This is a genomic window from Azohydromonas australica DSM 1124 (assembly GCF_000430725.1).
Taxonomy (GTDB): Bacteria; Pseudomonadota; Gammaproteobacteria; order Burkholderiales; family Burkholderiaceae_C; genus Azohydromonas; species Azohydromonas australica.
In genome coordinates, this window is sequence record NZ_AUMO01000044.1 from 1 (window position 1) to 18874 (window position 18874).

At 72.5% G+C, this 18874-nt stretch carries 15 protein-coding genes, 2 tRNA genes and 1 rRNA gene; 9 read left to right on the forward strand and 9 right to left on the reverse strand.

What is annotated here, in order from left to right; genetic code table 11:
- The 5 genes from H537_RS0107380 to H537_RS0107400 all read right to left on the reverse strand — a co-directional run.
- Positions 1-156: ribosomal RNA gene (locus H537_RS0107380) — 16S ribosomal RNA — on the reverse strand; the annotation flags it as partial.
- A 397-nt stretch (positions 157-553) separates the two neighbouring features.
- Positions 554-644: transfer RNA gene (locus H537_RS0107385), tRNA-Ser, on the reverse strand.
- Between the two features lie 97 nt (positions 645-741).
- Positions 742-2037: a serine--tRNA ligase gene (serS, locus tag H537_RS0107390; protein ID WP_028997391.1), complete on the reverse strand. Its 1296-nt coding sequence runs from the start codon at positions 2035-2037 to the stop codon at positions 742-744.
- 126 nt (positions 2038-2163) lie between these two features.
- Positions 2164-3126, reverse strand: a complete 963-nt coding sequence (gene ispH / locus H537_RS0107395; RefSeq protein ID WP_028997392.1) for a 4-hydroxy-3-methylbut-2-enyl diphosphate reductase — start codon at positions 3124-3126, stop codon at positions 2164-2166.
- Entirely contained in the window at positions 3126-3569 is a 444-nt protein-coding gene (locus H537_RS0107400) for an FKBP-type peptidyl-prolyl cis-trans isomerase (RefSeq protein WP_028997393.1), read from the reverse strand. Before H537_RS0107400 ends, ispH begins: the two co-directional genes overlap by 1 nt.
- 72 nt (positions 3570-3641) lie before the next feature.
- Here H537_RS0107400 and radC point away from each other — a divergent pair, with 72 nt between their 5' ends.
- A complete protein-coding gene (radC, locus tag H537_RS0107405) occupies positions 3642-4316 on the forward strand; it encodes a RadC family protein (protein ID WP_028997394.1) in 675 nt (224 codons plus the stop codon).
- An 86-nt stretch (positions 4317-4402) separates the two neighbouring features.
- Positions 4403-5071, forward strand: coding sequence for a Smr/MutS family protein (locus H537_RS0107410; RefSeq protein ID WP_028997395.1), 669 nt, complete (start codon positions 4403-4405; stop codon positions 5069-5071).
- 15 nt (positions 5072-5086) lie between these two features.
- Here the strand turns inward: H537_RS0107410 and H537_RS0107415 are convergent, their stop codons facing one another.
- From H537_RS0107415 to H537_RS0107425, 3 genes are all read right to left on the reverse strand, one after another.
- Positions 5087-5482, reverse strand: coding sequence for a group II truncated hemoglobin (locus H537_RS0107415; RefSeq protein WP_028997396.1), 396 nt, complete (start codon positions 5480-5482; stop codon positions 5087-5089).
- Positions 5483-5520: 38 nt separating this feature from the next.
- Positions 5521-5718, reverse strand: coding sequence for a heavy-metal-associated domain-containing protein (locus H537_RS0107420; RefSeq protein ID WP_028997397.1), 198 nt, complete (start codon positions 5716-5718; stop codon positions 5521-5523).
- A gap of 103 nt (positions 5719-5821) precedes the next feature.
- On the reverse strand, positions 5822-6490 hold the full coding sequence (locus H537_RS0107425) for a c-type cytochrome (RefSeq protein WP_028997398.1): 669 nt from the start codon (positions 6488-6490) through the stop codon (positions 5822-5824).
- A 139-nt stretch (positions 6491-6629) separates the two neighbouring features.
- Between H537_RS0107425 and H537_RS0107430 the strand changes: the two genes are divergently transcribed.
- Positions 6630-7472 carry an AAA family ATPase gene (locus H537_RS0107430; RefSeq protein ID WP_028997399.1) on the forward strand — a complete coding sequence of 281 codons (843 nt, stop codon included), beginning with the start codon at positions 6630-6632 and terminating at the stop codon, positions 7470-7472.
- Between the two features lie 39 nt (positions 7473-7511).
- Here H537_RS0107430 and H537_RS0107435 read toward each other — a convergent pair whose 3' ends face one another.
- Complete coding sequence (locus tag H537_RS0107435) at positions 7512-8669, reverse strand: hypothetical protein (RefSeq protein WP_156901508.1); 1158 nt, start codon at positions 8667-8669, stop codon at positions 7512-7514.
- A 144-nt stretch (positions 8670-8813) separates the two neighbouring features.
- Between H537_RS0107435 and H537_RS0107440 the strand changes: the two genes are divergently transcribed.
- From H537_RS0107440 to H537_RS0107465, 6 genes are all read left to right on the forward strand, one after another.
- A complete protein-coding gene (locus H537_RS0107440) occupies positions 8814-9398 on the forward strand; it encodes a GNAT family N-acetyltransferase (protein ID WP_028997401.1) in 585 nt (194 codons plus the stop codon).
- Positions 9399-9411: 13 nt separating this feature from the next.
- On the forward strand, positions 9412-11367 hold the full coding sequence (locus tag H537_RS41705) for a S9 family peptidase (protein ID WP_043458378.1): 1956 nt from the start codon (positions 9412-9414) through the stop codon (positions 11365-11367).
- Positions 11368-11444: 77 nt separating this feature from the next.
- Positions 11445-12611, forward strand: a complete 1167-nt coding sequence (locus H537_RS0107450; RefSeq protein ID WP_028997402.1) for a vWA domain-containing protein — start codon at positions 11445-11447, stop codon at positions 12609-12611.
- A gap of 44 nt (positions 12612-12655) precedes the next feature.
- Entirely contained in the window at positions 12656-14494 is a 1839-nt protein-coding gene (locus tag H537_RS0107455) for an autotransporter assembly complex protein TamA (protein WP_028997403.1), read from the forward strand.
- Entirely contained in the window at positions 14491-18624 is a 4134-nt protein-coding gene (locus tag H537_RS41710) for a translocation/assembly module TamB domain-containing protein (protein WP_051242104.1), read from the forward strand. Before H537_RS0107455 ends, H537_RS41710 begins: the two co-directional genes overlap by 4 nt.
- A 67-nt stretch (positions 18625-18691) precedes the next feature.
- Positions 18692-18766: transfer RNA gene (locus tag H537_RS0107465), tRNA-Arg, on the forward strand.
- Positions 18767-18874: the final 108 nt, after the last annotated feature.

Consider the following 18874-nt stretch of genomic DNA (forward strand, 5'->3'; position numbering starts at 1 on the left):
TTTCGCCGGGCTATCCCCCACGACTGGGCACGTTCCGATGCGTTACTCACCCGTTCGCCACTCGCCACCAGGATTGCTCCCGTGCTGCCGTTCGACTTGCATGTGTAAGGCATGCCGCCAGCGTTCAATCTGAGCCAGGATCAAACTCTTCAGTTCGATCTTGAATATTACTGCTCAAAGGAAATTGAAGAAAACTTCAACTTCTGCATCGAGCGTTCGAGGCTCCGAAAAACCTCAGGTCTTGCGACCCTGAGACACCTCAGTCACCACTCCGAACGCCCACGCTTATCGGCTGTATGTTTTTAAAGAGCTTGACTGCTTTCGCAATCAGTCGCTGCGTTAATCAGCGAAGAACGAGATTTTGACACGCTTTAAAAACCTTGTCAAACACTTGGTTTTTACTGCTTGTCGCTTACCCGGAAGACTCGCGCGGCTTACGCCTCACAAGCCCACGCTGTGATCAGCGAAGCCGCAGATTATGGCACAACTTTTTGCAAGCTGTCAACAATCTGCAATTTCCAATCTGACATCTCAGTCAGACGCCAGCCATCGCTGGCGGAAAGGGAGGGATTCGAACCCTCGATACAGGAAACCTGTATACCGGATTTCGAGTCCGGCGCATTCGACCACTCTGCCACCTTTCCGGGAACTTCACTCCGGTCAACGAGTGAAGCCTCGCATTCTATCCTGACTTTTTTGACTGCGCACCAGTGGCACGCATTTTTTTGTGCCGATGTGGCGTCAGGGGCGCAATTGCTCCAGCCCGCCGAGGTATGGCCGCAGCGCCACAGGGATATCGATGCTGCCGTCCTCGCGCTGGTAGTTCTCCAGCACCGCCACCAGCGTGCGCCCCACCGCCAGACCAGAACCGTTGAGCGTGTGCACCAGCTCCGGCTTGCCCTGCGCATTGCGGAAGCGCGCTTGCATGCGCCGCGCCTGGAAGGCCTCGCAGTTCGAGCAGGAGCTGATCTCGCGATACGTGTTCTGCGCCGGCAGCCACACCTCCAGGTCATAGGTCTTGGCCGCACCAAAGCCCATGTCGCCGCTGCTCAGCGCCACGACGCGGTACGGCAGCTCCAGCTTCTGCAGGATCGCCTCGGCGTGGCCCACCATCTCTTCCAGCGCCGCGTAGCTGTCCTCCGGACGCACGACCTGCACCATCTCCACCTTGTCGAACTGGTGCTGGCGGATCATCCCGCGCGTGTCGCGCCCGGCGCTGCCGGCCTCGCTGCGGAAGCAGGGGCTGTGCGCCGTGAGCTTGATGGGCAGCTGCGCTGCATCCAGGATCTGCTCGCGCACGCTGTTGGTCAGCGGAATCTCGCTGGTGGAGATCAGGTACTGCTCGCCCTGCTCTTCGTCGCCGCCGCGCAGCACCCAGAACATGTCCTCGCGGAACTTGGGCAGCTGGCCCGTGCCCAGCAGCGCCTCGCGATTGACGATGTAGGGCGTGTAGCACTCGGTGTAGCCGTGCTCGGTGGTCTGCACGTCCAGCATGAACTGCGCGAGCGCCCGGTGCAGCCGCGCGATGGGGCCGCGCATGAAGGCGAAGCGCGAACCCGCCAGCCTCACGCCGGTCTCGAAGTCCAGCCCCAGCGGCGCGCCCAGGTCCACGTGGTCCCGCGGCTCGAAATCGAGCGCGCGCGGGCTGCCCCAGCGCCGCACCTCGACGTTGGCCGTCTCGTCGGCGCCCAGCGGCACGCTCTCGTGCGGCAGGTTGGGCACGCTCAGCAGCATTTGCTGGAGCTCGGCCTGCAATGCGTCCAGCCGCTCGGCCCCGGCCTTGAGCTCGTCGCCGATGCCGGCCACTTCGGCCATCACCGGCGCGGTGTCCTCACCCTTGGCCTTGAGCTGGCCGATGCGCTTGCTCAGCGAGTTGCGCTTGGCCTGCAGCTCCTCGGTGGCGGACTGGATGCGCTTGCGCTCCGATTCCAGGGCCCGGAAGCGCTCCACGTCCAGGAAGGGTTGCGGCGACTTGCGCGCCTCCAGGCGGGCCACCACCGCGTCGAGGTCGCGGCGCAGCAAAGAGATATCGAGCATGGTGTGGTGTTCCTTTGAGAGGCGGGATTGTAGGAAGCCCTCCGCCCCTCCCCTTCCAGGCACACCACCGGCACGTGCCGGGCACCGCGGCCGGGCTCAAGCCCGGCGCGACCCGCGAACCGCCCGTCAGCCCTCGCCCGCTTCGGCCATGGAGCGATCGCCCAGGCCCTTGGGCAGCGGGAAGCGGATGTGCTCCTCGACACCCGCCATGCGCCGCACGCTCAGCGCACCGAGCTCGCGCAGGCGCTGGATCACCTGCTGCACCAGGATGTCCGGCGCCGAGGCGCCGGCCGTCAGGCCCACACGGCCGCCGTCCTTGAACCACTGCGGCTGCAGGTCGGCCGCGGCATCCACCATGTACGCAGGCGTGCCCAGGCGCTGCGCCAGCTCGCGCAGCCGGTTGCTGTTGGAGCTGGTGGGGCTGCCCACCACGATGAGCACGTCCACCGTGGGCGCCAGCAGCTTCACGGCGTCCTGGCGGTTCTGCGTGGCGTAGCAGATGTCCTGCTTCTTGGGCTCGCGCACCTGCGGGAAGCGCGCGCGCACCGCGGCGTGGATCTCGGCCGCGTCGTCCACGCTCAGCGTGGTCTGCGTCACCACCGCGAGCCTGGACGGGTCCCTCACTTCCACCCGGCCCACGTCCTCCACGTCCTCCACGAGGTGGATGCCGCCGTCGAGCTGGCCCATGGTGCCCTCGACCTCCGGGTGTCCCTTGTGGCCGATCATGATGAATTCGAAGCCCTCGCGCGCGAGCTTGGCCACCTCCACGTGCACCTTGGTCACCAGCGGGCACGTGGCATCGAAGAGCTGGAACCCGCGCTCGGCCGCCTCGCGCCGCACCGCCTGGCTCACGCCGTGGGCGCTGAACACCAGCGTGGCACCCGGCGGCACCTCGGACAGGTCCTCGATGAAGATCGCGCCCTTGGCGCGCAGGTCGTTCACCACGTAGGTGTTGTGCACGATCTCGTGGCGCACGTAGATCGGCGCGCCGAAGCGCGCCAGCGCCCGCTCCACGATCTCGATGGCCCGGTCCACCCCGGCGCAGAAGCCTCGCGGCTGCGCCAGCACCACTTCCTGCACCGGCGTCATCACAGCACCCCGATGACCTGGACTTCGAAGCTCACGCCCTGGCCGGCCAGAGGGTGGTTGAAGTCGAACAGCAGCCAGTCCGACCCCACTTCGCGCACCACGCCGGCGTAGCTGGCCTCGCCGCCGGGGGTGGGGAACTGCACCACGTCGCCCACGCCGTACTGCGCGTCCGGATCGCCCAGCTCGCGCAGCAGCGACAGCTTCACGCGCTGCAGCAGCTCGGGATTGCGATCGCCGAAGGCCTCGCCCGGGGCCAGCTCGAAACGCTCGTGCGCGCCCTCGCCCAGGCCGATGAGCCGTTCCTCCATCGCCGGGGCCAGCTCGCCTGTGCCCAGGGTGAGCGTGGCGGGCTTGCCGCCGAAGGTGTTGACGATGTCGGCGCCGTCGGGGCCCGAAAGTCGGTAGTGCAGGGTCAGGAAGGCCCCGGGCTGGATCGTGGTCACGGCGTATGAAACTCTGGTCTTTGGTCGGGCCCGGATTTTACGAGCCGCCCCCCAACCGCCCTGGACGCGACGATGCCATTGAAAGACCTGCCTGCCGAAGCGCTGCCGCGCGAGAAGCTGCTTGCCCGCGGTCCCGGGGCCCTCGCCGATGCCGAACTGCTCGCGCTGCTGCTGCGCACCGGGCTGCCCGAGCTCAACGTGCTGCAGCTGGCGGACAAGCTGCTGTCGGAGTTCAACGGGCTGCCGGGCCTGTTGCGGGCCCAACCGCGGCAGCTGGCGCTGGTCAAGGGCCTGGGGCCGGCCAAGCAGGCCGAGATCGGCGCGGTGATGGAGATCGCGCGGCGCACGCTGGCGGTGGAGCTGGCGCGCTCGCCCGTGTTCGATGCGCCGGCCAAGGTCAAGGACTACCTCTCGCTGCGCCTGGCCGGGCTGGAGCACGAGGTGTTCGCCGTGCTGTTCCTGGACAGCCAGCACCGGCTGCTGTGCATGGAGGAGCTTTTTCGCGGAACGCTGACGCAAACCAGCGTCTACCCGCGCGAGGTGGTCAAGCGCGCGCTGCAGCTCAACGCCGGGGCGCTGATCCTGGCGCACAACCACCCCTCGGGCCTGGCCGAGCCCTCGCGTGCCGACGAGTTCCTGACCCAGCGCCTGAAGACCGCGCTGCAGCTGGTGGACGTGGCGGTGCTGGATCACCTTGTGATCGGCGCGGGCCAGACGGTCTCCTTCGCCGAGCGCGGCTTGTTGTAATAGCGTCCTCGGGGCGGCGGTTTGCTGGAGGTGCCGCCCCGTGGGAACGTTATGGAAGACACCGCGCGCAGCGCAAGGAAGTACCGATGAACGTGAAGCTGCGCAGCCTGCACGAGCTCGATGCCATCAAGCGCGTGCTGGAGCACCGGCGCCAGGAGGCCGAACGGCAGCGCCAACGCGAGATCGAGGCGGCGCGCCTTGCGCAAAGCGCGGCCACGCTGTTCGCGCAGGCCGTGGGGCCGGTGCAGCCGCTCAAGGCCCATGGCCGCACCGAACACGTGCGCGAACTCCCCGCGCCCTGGCCGCGCCAGCGCGAACTCGACGAGCAGGCGGCGCTGCAGGAGGCGCTGTCCGACGAGGTGGACGTGGAGTCGCTGCTGGAGACCGACGCGGATCTGAGCTTCCGCCGCCCCGACATCGGCCCCGACGTGCTCAAGCGGCTGCGCCGCGGCCAGTGGTCGATCCAGGCCGAGGTGGACCTGCACGGCCTGCGCCGCGACGCCGCGCGCGAGCGGCTGGCCGCCTTCCTGCGCGAGGCCATGCAGCGCGGCCTGCGCTGCGTGCGCGTGGTGCACGGCAAGGGCCTGGGCTCGCCCGGGCGCACCCCGGTGCTCAAGGGCAAGGTGCGCGCGTGGCTGGTGCAGAAGAGCGAGGTCGCAGCCTTCGTGCAGGCCCGCGGCAGCCAGGGCGGCCACGGGGCGCTGATCGTGCTGCTGCGCGGGCGCACGGGCCCGGCGACCGCCTCCGGCAGCTGAACGGCGCTCCGCCGCTCAGCCGCCCTTGTTGCGCATCCAGTCGGCGGTGTTGAAGAAGGCGTCTTCCAGGCGCTGCGCCAGCGCGGGGTCCAGGCCCTGCTCCTGCATCGCCTGCTGCATGCACACCAGCCACTGGTCGCGCTCGGCCAAGCCGATGGCGAAAGGCAGGTGCCGCGCGCGCAGCCGCGGGTGGCCGAAGCGGTCCATGTAGTGGTTGGGCCCGCCCAGCCAGCCGCACAGGAACCAGAACAGCTTGTCGCGCGAGCCCGACATGTCGGGCGGATGCAGGCGCCGGATGCCGGCATAGGCCGGCTCCAGCTCCATCAGGTCGTAGAAGCGGTCCACGAGCCGGCGCACGGCCGGCTCGCCGCCCAGCAGCTCGAAGGCGCTGGGCGCGTCGTCGTTGCTCATCGGTGACTGCGCAAGAAAAAGGGAGGAAGCCGGTCGGCTCAGGCGGCGGCGGGCGTGTAGCCCTCTTCGTCCAGCGCCTTGGCGAAGGTGTCGGCGGGGAGCTGGGAGTCGATGCGCACCTTGTGCGTGGGCAGGTCGATGTCCAACTTGGCGGCGGCGTCCAGGCGCTGCACCGTCTCGGTGACGGTCTTGACGCAGTGGCCGCAGGTCATGGTGGGCAGGGTGAACTCGATCATCAAAGGCTCCCGGCTGAGGACAACCCGCAAGTATCGCCCTGCGCCCGCGGGCTTGCCGGTTCGGGGCTGGCGCCGGCCCTGCGGCAGCCCCGGCGTGCCGGCGTCAGCGGAAGCGCGACTGCGGCACCGTGTGGAGCTCGCCGGGCAGCGAGCCGACGTAGTCGGCGATGGCCTTGAGCTCGGCGTTGCTGAACTGCTTGACGATGCCGCCCATGATGGCGTTGTTGCGCCCCACCGAGGCGTTGTGCTCGGTGCGGTAGGCCTTGAGCGAGGCGAAGAGGTAGTCCGGGTACTGGCCGGCGACCTTGGGATAGCTGGGGTCGATGGGCTTGCTGAAGTTAGCGCCGTGGCAGGAGACGCACGCGCCCTTGTTCAGCAGCGCCGCCACGTCCGCCGGCGCCGCCGCCGGCGTGTCGGGCACGGGCGCGGCCTCCGACGGCGCGAGCTGCGCGTAGTGCGCCGCGACGAAGGCGATGTCCTGGTCGCTGAGCGAGGCGGCCACGCTGTGCATGGTGGGATGCTTGCGGTCGCCCTTCTTGTAGGCCTGCAGCGCGGCCTCGATGTACTTCTGGCCCTGCCCCGAGATCATCGGCACCTTGTAGACCTGCGGGAAGCTGGCCTGGTAGCCGGGAATGCTGTGGCAGCCGATGCACATGGCGACGCGGGCATCGCCATCGCCGGCCTTGTCCTTGGGCTGGGCTGTTGACTGGGCGTGCACGGTGGAGGCGAACAGGCCGGCCAGGGCCAGCGACAGGGCAAGGTTCTTGGTCATCGTCTCTGCTGGGGGTACTGATGAGGGATGAGGAAAGCGGCCGCTGCGGGCCGCCACAGAGGGGAACTTGCGCGGCGTCAAGCCGCAGTCTAGGGGCCTCCTATACTCGGACGCCACCCCTGCAAACCCGCCGAACCCGATGAAATTCCAAGGCTCCGATCAGTACGTCGCCACGCCCGAATTGCGCTTGGCCGTCAACGCCGCCATCACGCTGCAGCGCCCGCTGCTGATCAAGGGCGAACCCGGCACGGGCAAGACGATGCTGGCCGAGGAGGTGGCCCGCTCGCTGGGGCTGCCGCTGCTGCAGTGGCACATCAAGAGCACCACCAAGGCGCAGCAGGGCCTGTACGAGTACGACGCCGTGAGCCGCCTGCGCGACAGCCAGCTCGGCGACGAGCGCGTGAAGGACATCCACCACTACATCGTCAAGGGCGTGCTGTGGCAGGCCTTCACGGCGGAGCAGCCCGTGGCGCTGCTCATCGACGAGATCGACAAGGCCGACATCGAGTTCCCGAACGACTTGCTGCGCGAGATCGACCGGATGGAGTTCCACGTGTACGAGACGCGCGAGACCATCCGCGCGCGCCACCGCCCGCTGGTGTTCATCACCTCCAACAACGAAAAGGAGCTGCCCGACGCCTTCCTGCGCCGCTGCTTCTTCCACTACATCAGCTTCCCCGAGCCGGCGACCATGCGCGCCATCGTGGACGTGCACTTTCCCGGCCTGAAGCACGAGCTGCTGGCCGCGGCGCTGGACCACTTCTACCGCCTGCGCAACCTGCCCGGGCTGAAGAAGAAGCCCTCCACCAGCGAGCTGCTGGACTGGCTCAAGCTGCTGCTGGCCGAGGACATCCCGCAGGAAGCCCTGCACAGCGACGACCAGCGCGTGAGCGTGCCGCCGATGGTGGGCGCGCTGCTCAAGAACGAGCAGGACCTGACGCTGTTCGAGAAGCTGATCGCGATGCAGCGCCAGCACCGCTGAGCCGCGCGAGGCGGCATCCCGCAGCGCTGCCGGACGGCTTCAGCGCAGGAAGCCGCTCATCGACAGCGCCAGCCGCGGCTCCAGCGGCTGGCCTTCGGCATTGCGGCGCGCGCCCACGTCCAGCGACACGCGCCCGGGCTGCAGCCACCAGCGCACGCCCACCTCGCGCGCCACGACGCCGTTGGTTTCCTCGGACCACTGCGCGTAGAGCATGTGCTGGCCCATCGGGCGCCACAGCCCGGTGACGGCGGTGCGCGTGCGCGCCTCGCCCGTCTTGAGGTTGCCGCTGCGCAGCCGCCCGATGCTCATGTCCAGCGCCACGTCCGGCCCCAAGCGCAGCAGCCCGCCGGTGGCCACCAGCGCGCGCTGGTCGCTCTGCACCTGTCCCAGCCGCCCGTCGCGCGAGCCCTGCCAGCCCAGGCGCACGCTGGTGGTCAGCGGCGTGTCCAGCGCTGACCACTGCTGGCTCTGCAGCTGGTCCACCTCCAGCTTCACCGGCGCCTGCGGCGCGCCGCCCGACTGGTCCAGCAGCACCGCCGGCTGCGGCTGCGCCAGCTGCACGCGCGAGCCGTCCACGCCCAGGCGCAGGCGGTCGCGCCCGCAGTCCTTGCGCAGCAGCTGCTGCCGGTCGTCGGTGCTGAGGGTGGTGAAGGGGTCCAGCGGGCAGTCGCGCCGGTCGGCGAAAGCCTCCCGCAGCGGCACGCGCGGCCGCGGTGCGTAGATGCGCACGGCCGCCAGCGGCTTGTCCGGCAGGAGCCGGTAGGCCTGGGTGGACCACACGCTCGGCGCCGCATAGGGCGACGGCGGCAGCAGCGGCGATTCGTCGGGCGGCAGCAGCGCCGCCACGGGCGGCGGCGTGCGGGGCCGCTCCGCCGGGCGCCACAGCGCCAGCAGCTGCGGCTCGGAATCCATGCTCAGGACAACGCCGCGGGGCGGTGGCGGCGCAGGTGCCTCGGCGGGGGCCTGCGCGCCGGAGTCCTCGTCCACCGGATCGGACGCATCGTCCGTGGCGCCGGCCGGCTGCCCGGCCAACTCGGCTGCTGCGTCGACGGCTTCAGCCGCCTCGATTTGGACTGGCGCCGGCGCGGGTGCCGACAGCTCGGCCTCACCCTGTGCCCATGCCGTGCCGGCCAGCAACGCGCCCACCAGCACCAGCACCTTTTCCAGCCGTTCGCGAGCGTTACTGCCGCAGCCCACAACCTTCTCCCGCGCCAACAACCCCGTCCCCTTCCGGGTCCGTCGAACAGCGATGGTGCGATGATCCCGCGCCATGAAATTGAAGCAACACAGGCATCTTTGCGCCCCCTGTAACGGCTTGCAATCACCCCGGAGATGGCGCCCATGAGCTGGCCCGAGGGCGTGACCCTGCAGGGCCGCCACGCGTCGCTGCGGCTGCTGTCGCACGCGGACGCCCCGGCGCTGGCGTTGGCAGTGCAGGAGGGAGATCTGTGGAAGCTGTGGGTCACCCGGGTCCCGGCCCCCGAGGAGATGGAGGCTGAGATCGCCCGCCGCCTCGGCCTGCATGAAAAGGGCTCGATGACGCCCTACGCCATCCTCGACGCCCAGGGCACGCCGGTGGGCATGACGAGCTACATGAACGTCGATCCGGTGAACCGCCGCGTGGAAATCGGCAGCACCTGGATCGCCCAGCGCGTGCAGCGCACGCCGCTCAACACCGAGTGCAAGTTCCTGCTGCTGCAGCGCGCCTTCGAGGCGCTGGACTGCCTGGCGGTGGAGTTCCGCACGCACCGGCTGAATTTCACCTCGCGCCGCGCCATCGAGCGCCTGGGCGCACAGCTCGACGGCATCCTGCGCCATCACCAGCGCCTGGCCGACGGCACCGTCCGCGACACCGCGGTCTACAGCATCACCGCCCCCGAGTGGCCCACCGTGCGCCGCCACCTGCAGGCCAAGCTGCAGCACTGACCCCACCACTGCCATGAACACACCGCGCCACCTGCACCCGCGCCTGCTGTGGCGCCTCGAACACCCGGGCGGCATCGCCCTGTGCGCCGACGGCGCGCGCGCCGCGCTGGAAGTGCGCGCGGCGTGCGGCGAGCGCATCGAATCCAGCCTCTGGCTGCTGGACACGCGCCGCGGCGGCGAGCCCCGGCCGCTGGCGCTGCCCGCCGTGGACGCCCGCGCCCCGGCCTGGTCGCCGCGCGGCGAGCTCATCGCCTGCACTGCGCGCGCGGCGGGCGACCCCGAAGCCCCGCCGCAGCTCTGGGTCCTCGACCCGGCCCAGGACGGCGCCGCGCCGCGCGCGCTGGCCCACGTGCCCACCGGCGTGCACGCGCCGCGCTGGCTGCCCGACGGGCGGCGGCTGCTCGCGGTCTCGCACGTCTGGCCGGGCCTGGACGACGCCCCGTCCCAGGCGCGGCGGCTGCGCCAGCTGCAGCGCCACCAGCGCGACGGCCTGCGCATCGAGGACGACGCCGAGCGGCGCGAGGCGCACCTGCTGCTGCTGGAGCTGGACGGCGGCGTGCGCGACCTCTTCGCCGGCCTGCCCTGCGCACTGGACGACACGGCCGAGGCCTTCGACCTCTCCCCGGACGGCCAGCGCGTGGTCTTCGCCTGCGCCCCGGAGACGCCCGGCGGGCCGCGCGCGCTGGCGGCGCTGGACCTCGACTCCGGCGCACTGCGCTGGCTGGTGCGCGACGCGGCCTGGGACTGCTTTGCCCCGCGCTGGGCGCCGCCCGCGGCGCTGGACGGCGGACGCCTGGCCTTCCTGGCGCGCCACGTCGGCCTCAAGCACAACCAGCCCGCGCAGCTCGCGCTGTGGGAGGCGCAGACGGGCGACTGGTCGGTGCTCAGTGGCGCCTGGGACCACGAGGTCCTGGCCCCGCTGCGCTGGGAGGAGGACGGCCTGGCGCTGCTGCTGCGCGCGCGCCAGCACGGGCGCCAGCACCTGTGGCGCTTCGACGTGGCGGACCGCCGCGCCGAGTTGCTGGTGCGCGGCGGCTGGGTGCGCGCCTTCGACAAGACCGCCGGCACGCTGGTGACGGTGGCCGACGCGCTGGAGCATCCCGCGCGCGTGCACGTGCATGCGCCCGGCCGCCCGCCGCTGCGCGTGGAGCGCTTCAACGACGCGCGCCTGGCCGGCCTCGAAGCGGGTGTGGCGGAGGCCGTGACGCTGCAGGGCGCGCAGGACGAGGACTTCCAGCTCTGGCTGCACTACCCGCCGGGCTTCGACGCCACGCGGCGCTACCCGGTGCTGCAGCTGCTGCCCGACGGCCCGCACGGCGGCGCAGGCGAGCGCTGGGACATGGTCTTGAACCCCTCGCTGCTGGCGGCGCAGGGCGACTGCGTGGTGGCGCTGGCCAACGTGCACGGCAGCGCGGGCTTCGGCTACGCCTTCCTGGACAGCATCAACCACCGCTGGGGCGAGCTGGAGCTGCAGGACCTGGAGGCCGCCACCGCCTGGCTGCAGCGCCAGCCCTGGGCCGACGCGCGGCGGCTCTTCGCCGCCGGCAGCGGCTACGGCGGCTTCCTGGCCGCGTGGCTCAACGCGCGGCGCTCGCCGCACGCGGCGCTGGCCTGCCTGGGCGGCGTGTTCGACTGGGACGCCATGCTCGCCAGCAGCGCCTGGCCGCAGCTCACGCGGGCGCTGGGCGCGCTGCCCTGGGCCAATCCCGAGCGGCTGCTCGTCGCCAGCCCGCAGGCCAGCGCCGAGGCCATGCGCACGCCCACGCTGATCGTGCATGCCGCACGCGACCCGCGCGTGCCGCTGCAGCAGGCGCTGGCGCACCACCACGCGCTGCAGGCGCTGGACGTGCCGTCGCGGCTGCTGTGCCTGGACGCCGCCGACCTGCGCCGCCCGCGCCACGCGCGCCGCGTGCTGGTGGAGCTGCTGCGCTGGTTCAAGCGCCACGACCCGGCCGGGACCCCACGCTGAAGGCCGCGCGCAGGCCGCGCACAATCCACGAACCGGGGGCGGATGCTTCCCCCGGCTGCAGCCCTGCGAGACCGCCCATGCTCATCGACTTCTTCTACAGCCTGCGCAAGGCGCGGCTGCCGGTGTCCCTCAAGGAATTCCTCACGCTGCTCGAAGGGCTCAAGGCGGGCGTGATCGGCCCCTCGGTGGACGAGTTCTACCAATTCGCCCGCCTCGCCCTGGTCAAGGACGAGACCCTCTACGACCGCTTCGACCGCGCCTTCGGCGCCTACTTCAAGGGCGTGGAGCAGATCGACGTGGCGCTGGAGCTGCCCGAGGACTGGCTGCGCCGCACGCTGGAGCGCGAGTTCACGGACGAGCAGCGCGCCGCGCTGGAGGCCATGGACTGGGACGAGCTGATGGAGACGCTCCAGAAGCGCCTGGAGGAGCAGAAGGAGCGCCACGAGGGCGGTTCCAAGTGGATCGGCACCAACGGCACCTCTCCCTTCGGCCACGGCGGCGTGAACCCGCGCGGCGTGCGCATCGGCGGCCCCGGCAAGGAGAAGAGCGCGGTGAAGGTCTGGGAGCGCCGCGCCTTCAAGGACTACGACGATTCGGCAGAGCTCGGCACCCGCGCCATCCAGCTCGCGCTGCGGCGGCTGCGCCGCTTCGCGCGCGAGGGCGCCGCGGAGGAGCTGGACCTGGACACCACCATCCACGCCACCGCGGCCAACGCCGGGCTGCTGGACATCCGCTTCGTCCCCGAGCGCCACAACAAGGTGAAGCTGCTGCTGCTGATGGACGTGGGCGGCTCCATGGACGAGCACGTCAAGGCGGTGGAGCAGCTCTTCAGCGCGGTGCGCAGCGAGTTCAAGCACCTGGAGTTCTATTACTTCCACAACTGCGTCTACGACTTCGTGTGGAAGCACAACCGCCGCCGCCATGCCGAGCGCACGTCCACCTGGGACCTCATGCGCACCTACAACAAGGACTACCGGCTGGTGTTCGTGGGCGACGCGACCATGAGCCCCTATGAAATCCTGCAGCCCGGCGGCAGCGTGGAGTACCACAACGAGGAGCCCGGCGCCGAGTGGCTGCAGCGCCTGGCGCACCACTACCCGCACTGCGCCTGGATCAACCCGGAGCCGCAAGGGCTGTGGCAGTACCGCCAGAGCATCGCGCTGGTGCAGCAGATCCTCGGGCCGCGCATGTTCCCGCTCACGCTGGCCGGCCTGGAAGGGGCGATGCGGCTGCTGAGCAAATGACGGCCCGGCGAAGGGCCCTCCACCACCCCATAGTCCGGCACGCGATGCCGGCGCGGGCCTGGGCGCTGGGGCTGCTGCTGGCGCCGGCGCTGCTGGGCGGCTGCGCGCTGCTGCGCCCCGAGCAGGCCGATGCCGACACGCCCGCAGCCGCCGCGGCGCCGCGGCCCCTGCCCTACGCGCTGCGCGTCGAGGTGGCCGACGCGACGCTGCGCACCCTGCTGCTGGAGCACCTGGACCTGGCGCGGCTGCGCAGCGTGGCGCCGCAGGCCGACATCGACGACACCGAGCTCGCGCGGCTGGTGGCCGCCGCGCCCGCGCAGGTGCGCGCGCTGCTGGAGACCGAGGGCTATTTCAATGCGCAGGTGCGCTTGCGGCGCGAGCCGGGCACGCCGGTGGAGGTGGTGCTGCAGGTCGATCCGGGCCCGCGCACGCGCGTGGCGCAGCTGGACCTTCGCTTCACCGGCGCCCTGGAACACGCGCAGGCCTCGGGCGACGCCAACGCGCGCCGGCTGGAGCGGCGGCTGCGCCGGCGCTGGCCGCTGGACGAGGGCGAGCCCTTCCGCAACGCCGACTGGGCCGAGGGCAAGAGCGCCCTGCTGGCGCAGATGCGCGCCGAGGGCTACGCGCAGGCCGCGCTGGCGGACAGCGCCGCGCAGGTGGACGCGGCGACCAACGAGGCGCGGCTGTCGCTGGAGGCCGACAGCGGCGCGCTGTTCCGCACCGGCGCGCTGCGCATCGAGGGGCTGGAGCGCCAGGACGAGCGCGCGGTGCGCCACCTGGCCGGCTTCGCTCCCGGCACGCCGGCCAGCGAGACGCTGCTGCTGGACTACCAGGAGCGGCTGCTGCTCTCCGGCCTCTACGACCGCGCCACCGTCACCCTGGACACCGACGCCGACCCGGCGGCGGCGCCGGTGGTGGTGCAGCTGCACGAGCTGCCGCTGCAGCAGGCCAGCTTCGCGCTGGGCGTGGACGCCAACACCGGGGCGCGCGCCAGCGTCGAGCACTGGCACCGGCGCGCCTTCGGCTGGGCCGCGACGGCGCGCAACAAGATCGAGGTCGCGCAGCTGCGCCAGGCCTGGGAGGGCGAGCTGGCCTCGCACCACCTGGAGGGCATGCACCGCAACCTGGTGAGCGCACAGGCCGAGCGACTGAAGTCGGGGACGGACGTGGTGACCTCGCTGCGCCTGCGCCTTGGGCGCGACCAGAGCACCCCGCAGGCGGACCGCTTCACCTTCGTCCAGCTCGAAAGCTCCAACCAGCAGCCGGACGACCCCGCGCTGCCGCGAGAGCACGCCGAGGCGCTGTCGCTGAACCACCACATCGTGCTGCGCCGGCTCAACGACCGGCTGCTGCCCACGCGCGGCTGGACGCTGTCGCTGCAGACCGGTGCAGGCCAGGCGCGCAGCACCGACGCCGCGAGCGGCCCCTTCGCGCGGCTGTACGGGCGATTCACGCTGTACCGCCCGCTAGGCAACCGCTGGTTCGGCCAGACCCGGGTGGAGCTGGGCCAGGTGTTCGTGCGCGGCAACGTGCAGGTGCCGGAGTCGCAGCAGTTCCGCGCCGGGGGCGAGCAGTCGGTGCGCGGCTACGCCTACCGCTCGCTGGCGCCGACGGTCAACGGCACCGTCACCAGCGGCAACGTGCTCTTCACCGCCAGCGCCGAGGTGGCGCGCCCGCTGTCGTCCGAGCTGCCCGCGCTGTGGGGCGCGCTGTTCGTGGACGTGGGCCAGGCGGCGCAACGCTGGAGCGATCTGAACCCCGTGTGGGGCCCGGGCGTGGGCCTGCGCTACCGCAGCCCCGTCGGCCCGGTGCAGCTGGACGTGGCCTACGGCACGGCGGTGCGCAAGGCGCGGCTGCATCTGAGCGTGGGGGTGACGTTTTGAGCGCCGACCCGCCCCCGCCGGCGGTGCCGCCGCCGCGTCCACGACGGCGCCGGTGGCCGGCCCTGCTGCTCGCGCTGGCGCTGCTGCTGGCCGGCGGCGGCGCGGCGCTGTGGTGGGCGCTGTCGCCGGCCGGGCTGGCGTGGTGGCTGCCGCGCGCGGGCGTGCAGGTTTCCGGGCTGCGCGGCGGGCTGCAGGGCGGCGCGCTGGCTTTCGACACGCTGCGCTGGCAGGGCGACAGCGGCGCGCGGCTGGAGATCGACGCCTTCACCCTGGCCGAGCTGCGCTGGCAGCCGTGGCCCCGCGGCGGCTGGCTCGGCCTGCAGCTGCAGGCGCCGCAGGCGGCGCGCGTGGCGTGGAGCTCCGGGACGGACGCGGCCCCTGCCCGCGCCGCGCCGCAGTCGCTGCGGCTACCGCTACGGGTGCGCATCGAGGCGCTGCACGTCGGCACGCTGGTCGTGGACGCGCTCGCGCCCGTGCGCGACCTGCAGCTCACGGCCGAGCTCGGCGCCCAGTCGGGGCAGGTGCACCGGCTGCATTCGCTGACGCTGCAGTGGCAGCAGCTCCAGCTGCAGGCCAGCGGCCAGCTCGGCGCGGTGGCGCCGCTGGCGCTGCAGGCGCAAGCCCAGGCCGCGACGCTGGCCGAGACGCAGCCGGCCTGGCAGGCGCAGCTCACGCTGGAAGGGACGCTGGCGCAGGTGGAGCTGTCGGCCAGGCTGCGCAGCCCGCCCGGCGCGAGCGGCGCGGCGCCGTCCCCCGGCACCCGGACCGCCACGCCCGCCAGCCTGGACGCCCAGGCGCGGCTGACGCCCTTCGCGGACTGGCCGCTGCAGGCGCTGCAGCTGCGCACCCAGGGCCTGGACCTCTCCGCCCTGGCGCCGTCGCTGCCGGCGACGAGCCTGACCGGCCACGCCGACCTGCAGGGTGGCACCGCCGGCACGCCGCTGCAGCTGGACCTGGCACTGGACAACGCCCGCCCCGGCCGGTGGACGGAGGCGCGCCTGCCCGTGCGCAGCGCCCAGCTCACCCTGGCTGCCCGGCCGCAGCGGCCCGACCTGCTGGAGCTGCAGGCCCTGGCCCTGGAGCTGGGCGATGCCCGGGGCCGCGCCGGCAGCCTCAGCGGCAGCGGGCGCTGGGAGGGCAGCACCCTCGCGCTGGACGCGCGCGTGCGCCAGCTGCAGCCGGCGCGGCTGGATGCGCGGCTGCCCGCACTGCGGCTGGACGGGCCGCTGGCGCTGCAGCTCCAGGGTTTCAACTTGCCCGGCACCGGCAGCCCTGCCGCCGCCCCGGCTCCGCTGGCGCTGCGACTGGACACCGACCTGCGCGGCCAGCAGGACGAGCGCCTGCCGGTGCAGCTCCAGGCCGCGCTGCAGGCACGGCGCGAAGGCCCGGCCGACGCTGCGCACTGGACGCTGGACGTGCAGGACTTCGCCGCCCGCGCCGGTGCCGCGCAGGCTCAGGCGCGGGGCCAGGTGGTGGTCGAGCCCTCCGGCGCCTGGCAGGCGCGCAGCCAGGGTCAGCTGAAGAGCTTCGACCCGACGGCCTGGTGGCCGGCCGCCCCGGCCGCCACCGTGCTCGACGGCGACTGGGACGCGCAGCTCTCCGCCCCAGCCGGCCAGCCGTTGCCGCAGGCGCTGCGCGGCCAGGCCGCGCTGGCGCTGCAGGGCCGGCTGGCGGCGGTGCCGCTGCAAGGACGAGTGTCCTGGCGCGACGCCGGCGCCGGGCTGCAGGCGCAGGCGCGGCTGCAGCTGGGCGGCAACCGCATCGACCTGGACGGCCGTGCCACCGGCAGCGCGGCGCCGCAATGGCGCCTCGACATGGACGCGCCGGCGCTGCAGGCGTTGGCGCCGCTGGCGAAGCTGCATCCCGCCCTGCCCGCGCTGTGGCCGCGCGAGGGCCGGCTCAGCGCCCAGGCGACGCTGCAGGCGCGCGGTCTCCGGGACTGGCGCAGCGAAGGCCGGCTGGAGACGGCGGGACTGGACGTCGGCACCTGGCGGCTGGCGCAGGGCCAGGCGCGCTGGGCCCTGCAGGCGCCCGGCACGGGCGACGCGCCGCTGTCCCTGGCGCTGGACGCCGCCGGGCTGCAGCAGGACGGCGCCGCGCGGCTGGAGCGGCTGCGCGCGCAGCTCCAGGGGCGCTGGTCGGCGCACCAGGTCGAGCTGGACGCCTCCAGCCCGCTGCGCCCGCCGGCCTGGGCCGACGCCCTTATCGGCCCCTCCAGCGGCACCGAGCTCACGCTGCGCGGCAGCGGCGCCTGGCAGGGCGACATGGCCGGGCGCTGGAGCCTGCAGCTGCAGACGCTGCAGGCCCGCGCGCGCGGCGGCCGGGGCACGCCCTGGCTGAACACCACGCCGGTGCAGGCGCAGCTCGCCTTCGACCCGGCGCTGCGCAGCGTGTCGCTCTCGCCCGGCGGCGTGGAGATGCTGGGCCTGGTGCTGCGCTGGTCGCAGCTGGACTGGAGCGCGCCCGCCACGCCCGATGCGCCGCCGCGGCTGCGCGCGCAGGCCGAGCTGCAGGCGCTGCGCGTGGCGCCCTGGCTGCAGCGGCTGCAGCCGGACTTCGGCTGGGGCGGCGACCTGGAGGTGGGCGGCCAGCTGCGCTTCGACAGCGCCGACGCGCAGGGCAGCGAGATCGTCGTGGAGCGGCGGCGCGGCGACCTGCAGCGCAGCGACGAAGTCGGCGGCGTGCAGCCCTTCGGCCTGAGCGAGCTGCGCCTGGCGCTGCAGGTGCAGGCCGGGCGCTGGACCTTCACGCAGGCGATGGCGGCGCGCCACTTCGGCGTGCTGGCCGGGGCGCAGGTGATCCAGAGCCGTCCGGGCGTTCCCTGGCCCGACCCGCAGGACCCGATGCAGGGCGTGCTGGAGCTGCGCGTGGACGACCTGGGCGTGTGGGCGCCCTGGGTGCCGCCGGGCTGGCGCCTGGGCGGGCGGCTGCATGCCTCGGCCGGGCTGGGCGGGCGCTTCGGGGCGCCGGAGGTCACGGGCCGGCTGGAGGCCTCGCGGCTGGCGCTGCGCAACCTGCTGCAGGGCGTGGACCTGCGCGACGGCGAGGTCGCCATGGCGCTGCGCGGCGAGGACGCGCGCATCGAGCGCTTCACCTTGCGTGCCGGCGAGGGCGTGCTGGAGGCCACCGGCGGGGCGCGCTTCGGCGCGACGCCCGGCGCGGCGCTGCAGCTGAAGCTGGACCGCTTCCGCGTGCTGGGCCGCTTCGACCGGCAGCTCAGCGTCAGCGGCCAGGCGGCGCTGGCGCTGCAGGCGCAGCGGCTGGAGCTGGACGGCCGTCTGGCGGTGGACGAAGGCTTCATCGACATCAGCCGCACCGAGGCCCCGGCGCTGGACGCGGACGTGACGGTGCTGAACCGCCCGGGTGCGAGTGCGCAGGCGCCGGGCCCGGACGAGCCCTCGGCGCTGCTGCGCAACGCGCGCGTGGACCTGCGCCTGGACCTGGGGCAGCGCCTGCGGCTGCGCGGCCAGGGCGTCGACACGCGGCTGGGCGGCGAGCTGGCGCTGACCACCCCGGGCGGGCAGCCGGAGGTGCGCGGCACGGTGCGCACGCTGCAGGGGCGCTACGTCGCGTACGGGCAGGACCTGGAGATCGAACGCGGCGAGATTGTCTTCACCGGCGCGCTGCTGAACCCGCGGCTGGACATTCTGGCGATCCGGCCGCGGCTCGACGAGGTGCGGGTGGGCGTGCAGATCTTGGGCACGGCGCAGAACCCGCGGGTGCGGCTGTACAGCGAGCCCGAGCTGGCGGAGATGGAGAAGCTGTCGTGGCTGGTGACGGGGCGGGCGCCGGACACGCTGGGCCGAGCCGACACCGCGCTGCTGCAGCGGGCCGCGCTGGCGCTGCTGGCCGGCCAGGGCGGCGGCGCGATGCCGGGGAGCAAGTTATTTCGCAGCCTGGGTCTGGACGAAGTGGCGCTGAGCCAGCGCAGCAGCGGCGAGGTGCAGCAGACGGTGGTGACGCTGGGGCGCCAGCTGTCGCAGCGCTGGTACCTGGGTTACGAGCGCGGCATCGGCAGCGCGCTGGGCACCTGGCAGCTGATCTACCGGCTGGGGCGCCGCCTCACGCTGCGCGGCCAGTCCGGCGAGCAGAACTCGGTGGACGTGCTGTGGAGCTGGCGCTGGAACTGAGCCGGGGCCTGATCCTGCTGCGCCCGGACCCCGCTGGAAGCCGTGCGAGAATGCGCGCCGCTGTCCGCTCGCCGTAGTTCAATGGATAGAACGGCCGCCTCCTAAGCGGCAAATACAGGTTCGATTCCTGTCGGCGGGACCAGCCCTCTTCTCCAGCCCACGGCCCGCAACGGGCCCGGTTGCAAACCTGATGCAACCCTCGGCAACCAACGCTTACTTCACGCCGGCCTGAGCGGACCGATGAGGGAGG